The organism is Kaarinaea lacus (assembly GCF_975902315.1).
The window spans coordinates 1-3,773 of sequence record NZ_CDLKIE010000092.1 but is presented as its reverse complement, the minus strand read 5'-3'; the positions used below and the strand labels follow the sequence as shown (position 1 = coordinate 3,773).

Below are 3,773 nucleotides of genomic sequence, written 5' to 3'. Positions count from 1 at the left end.
TTAATGAATTCTCCGTGCATTAGCTCAAGTGTGTCATTTACACAATCTGCCAGGTTAAGTTCCACGTGCGGTGATTGCTGGTGGCGCATCATAGTCCGCATACTGCGAATCACGGCTGCCGCGCGTCTCGCGTCACGCTCTATGTCATGTAAAATGGAATCGAGAGTTTCCTGGTCCAGCTTATCCTGTTTGAGAAAGCTAATAGCTCCCTGCGCATTGCTCAAAATAGCAGAAAGTGGTTGGCTCATATCATGCGCAATCGATGCTGTAATAGCACCGGCTCGCACTACGCGATCTACATGCCAGGCCTGTTTACGCAGCGCCTGTAACTCCTGTTCGGCATTGCGTAACGCAGTTACATCCGCTGATACACCACCAACGGCGTATTGCGTGCCATCCTGAGAGCGCACCGGGAACTTGATAGATGTATATATGTGTGGCTTATCATTTACCTGCACGGTTTCCTCGAACTCGAGGGCATGGCCGCGTTCAAGTACTAGCCTGTCATTTCTTTGAAATTCGTTTGCCTGGGTAGTGGAGAATAATTCGTGATCCGTTTTGCCGACCACGTCGGAATGTTTCAGGTCAAATAACTCCATAAATTGGTTGTTGGCAAAGCTATAGCGTCCCTGGGGATCTTTCATATAAACCACGGCCGGGACGTTTTCCATTACTTCCTGCATGCGTCGTTCACTTTCCCGCAATTCACTGTTTAATGTGTTGCTCATCAGGATAATCATCGCCAGGAATCCAAATTCTCCCGTATGGGCAAAGCGGATAATGTCCATGTTGATTAAATAAGTCACGACCAGGGCTGATATAAACAGGCTTACGGCCAGAAAGAGATTAATGGCGCGGTGCCGATTGCCCGTGTGAAATAACCTGTATGCGGCATAAATGGCATAGACCATTACCGATAGCCACAGCAGCCAGACAACGTGGTACCAAATGGTTTTTTCCAGTAAGCGCGTGTCCGCAACTTGTTCGCCCCATGGCAGTATCTGAAATTTTAGTTCGGGTAATTGATTGAAAGCGCCGCCATAGGGCAGGGAAAGGTTAACAATAAATATAAATGTTACTGCTGTACTAAAGCTGATTAGATACCAGCGCGGCCGCACGCCAGTATACTCGGCAACGAACCAGGGAAAAATGACAAAAAATATAAAGGCGCTGCTGACATCCAGCCTGCGCCATTCCACCAGCGCCTGCGCGGTAGTAACGCTGTAGGCCTGTGCCTTGGCGAAAAAAAGGCAAGCTATGAAGAAACACATTCCGGCAAACAAGCCGTGCAGAATACGGGATGCCGGATGTCTGGCAAACAGCGCGTGTTGATACGCGGCATATAATGTAATGCCCGCGCAGGCGTACAGGGTTGGGATTAATATGCTGTTCATTGCCAGTTCTTGGTGTTGTTAAGTACAGCCATATAATAAGTAGATGCATCAAAGCAGTTAAGGACGGATATCATACCCGGAATATATAAGTCATTGATTTACTGCACCGTATTACTTCCAGCACACCATTTGCTGCCAAGTATCAATAATTTACAAAAAAACGATGTAAAGCGTGTTGATATGAGTCAATGCGTAGGATGTGGGTGGGCGAGGATTTTTTTGCAGGACCGCCCCTGTGGGGCGCGATTTGATGAGGTAGTTGTTGCGATGCTGTTATCGCGGTGCACAGCCCCGCTGCTACAGGTGGGGTGTAATTGGTTTTTTGTAGGAGCGCAGCTGTGGGGCGCGATTTGATGCGGTGGTCGTTGAGACGCTGTTAATCGTGGTGCACAGCCCCGCTCCTATATTTCAGGTTATATCCGGCTAAGCGCTATTACTTCCCTGGGCCTGTGGGCTATATTGTTCATTACTATTTTCCCAATCTTCCCGGCGACCAACGAGAGTATTGTACTCATCAATAGTAATGTAAGACCAGGCGTCACGTTCCTCGAACAGTTTATGCAATAACGCGTTGTTGATAGTGTGCCCCGGCTTTTTACCGTAATAACTGGCATAGATAGGTATACCAATCAAAGACAGGTCGCCCAGAGCATCAAGAATTTTGTGTCTAACAAACTCATCTTCATAACGCAGCCCTTCTTCATTTATGATACGGTCACCGTCAACCAGGATGGCGTTGTGCAACGAACCCCCTCTGGCCAACCCCAGCTTTTGCAGGCGCTCGATATCTTTGGCGAAACCAAAGGTTCTTGCACGCGAAATATCAGCACGAAAGGCTTCATTGACAAGCTCAACTGTATAGGTTTGTTGGCCTACTGCGGAGCCAGGAAAGTCAATGTCAACGGAGATTGATGGTATTGAACTGGGAATCAAGGCCGCTTCTTTATCTCCATCTCTTACAATAATCGGGCGTTGTAGCCAGATCGCTTTTCTTAGCGCAGGCTGGTTTGTAGTGCCCACTTTTTCAATCATTGAGACAAACGGGTGACTACTGCCATCCATAATCGGTATTTCAGGTCCGTCAATTTCAATTAACGCATTATCAACGCCGCAACCATGCAGTGCTGCCATCAGGTGTTCCACGGTGCTGATAGTAACACCGTGCTGGTTGCCGAGCACCGTTGACATGTGAGTTTCCACCACGTCATACCAGCGTGCTGCAATGAAACCCTTCCCGGCAGGTACATCCTTACGCAAAAAATTTATGCCCGTATCTGGTTCTGCCGGGCGTACATCCATGGCCACCTTGCTTCCCGTATGCAAGCCTATACCAACATAGGTAATAGGTTGGCGGAGTGTCTTTTGAGTGATAGAGGCCAAATCGTTATGAATAGTCATAGTTATTCCTCTTTTATGCTTTGTTATGTAATTTGGTATTGCTTGATCTTTTTGACTATTCAGCATCAATTTGGGTGTTATAATTTGTTGTCCGTACGCGCCAACCCATTATCCCTATGTACGTTTTTTGACCGGCCAATATGCAACCAAAAAATTAAGGAAAACAGAGGGAAAGCATGCATATCTCCACTATTTCATCCTGGGTGTTGTTGATTGCAGAATCGCTGAAGTCCTATGGTGTGGATTATCGAAAGTTGTTCAGAGAAGTTGGAATGGACCCAGCCCATCTTAGTGATCAAAATGCACGGTTTGATTTTTTCTCAGTAACTAAATTATGGGATTTGGCGCTGGAAGAAACGCAGGATCCGTGCTTTGGTTTGGTTACCGTTAATCATTGGCATCCCACTTCTTTGCATGCCCTGGGATTTTCCTGGATGGCGAGCCCCAGCCTGAAAGAGGCATTGGAACGTTTACAAAGGTATATTCGGATTGTTAATAATGCGGCTGCGGTGGATATCTCGAACCAAAACTCTGCAACCCGGGTATCTATTTATAATGCTGTAAGCACTCATAAGGCATCAATTGCCGCTATGGATGCAGGGTTGGCGGTACTGGTACATATGTGCCGCCTCAATTACGGAAAAGAACTGGATCCAGTCCTCGTTCAGACAATGCGGCCTAAGCCTTCAGCTAATTGTCTGGACAGGTTGAATGCTTTTTTTAGAGGCCCTATTGAATTTTCTAGTGATGAGAATGCGCTTCACTTTCGTACAGCAGCGATTGAAAAACATTTACCCGCATCCAATCTAGATTTGGCACGGGCCAATGATAAAGTCATCGATGAATATCTTTCACATCTGGATGGTGCATCAATAGGTATTAGAACAAAGGCAAAAATAACCGAACTGTTACCTTCGGGTTCGGTCAATGAAGAAAAGATTGCAGAGATTCTTAATCTAAGCGTGCGAAGCATGCAACGGA

The 3,773-nt window shown here is 46.6% G+C and carries 3 protein-coding genes; 1 reads left to right on the top strand and 2 read right to left on the bottom strand.

What is annotated here, in order from left to right:
* Together ACWVCM_RS02215 and lpxC are read right to left on the bottom strand one after the other, a co-directional pair.
* A partial coding sequence (locus ACWVCM_RS02215; RefSeq protein WP_455200071.1) for a PAS domain-containing protein occupies window positions 1-1,394 on the bottom strand: 1,394 nt, incomplete at its 3' end.
* Window positions 1,395-1,817: 423 nt separating this feature from the next.
* Entirely contained in the window at window positions 1,818-2,792 is a 975-nt protein-coding gene (gene lpxC / locus ACWVCM_RS02210; protein ID WP_455200070.1) for a UDP-3-O-acyl-N-acetylglucosamine deacetylase, read from the bottom strand.
* A gap of 176 nt (window positions 2,793-2,968) precedes the next feature.
* Between lpxC and ACWVCM_RS02205 the strand changes: the two genes are divergently transcribed.
* Window positions 2,969-3,773 (top strand): AraC family transcriptional regulator (locus ACWVCM_RS02205; RefSeq protein WP_455200069.1); only part of this gene is annotated, 805 nt, incomplete at its 3' end.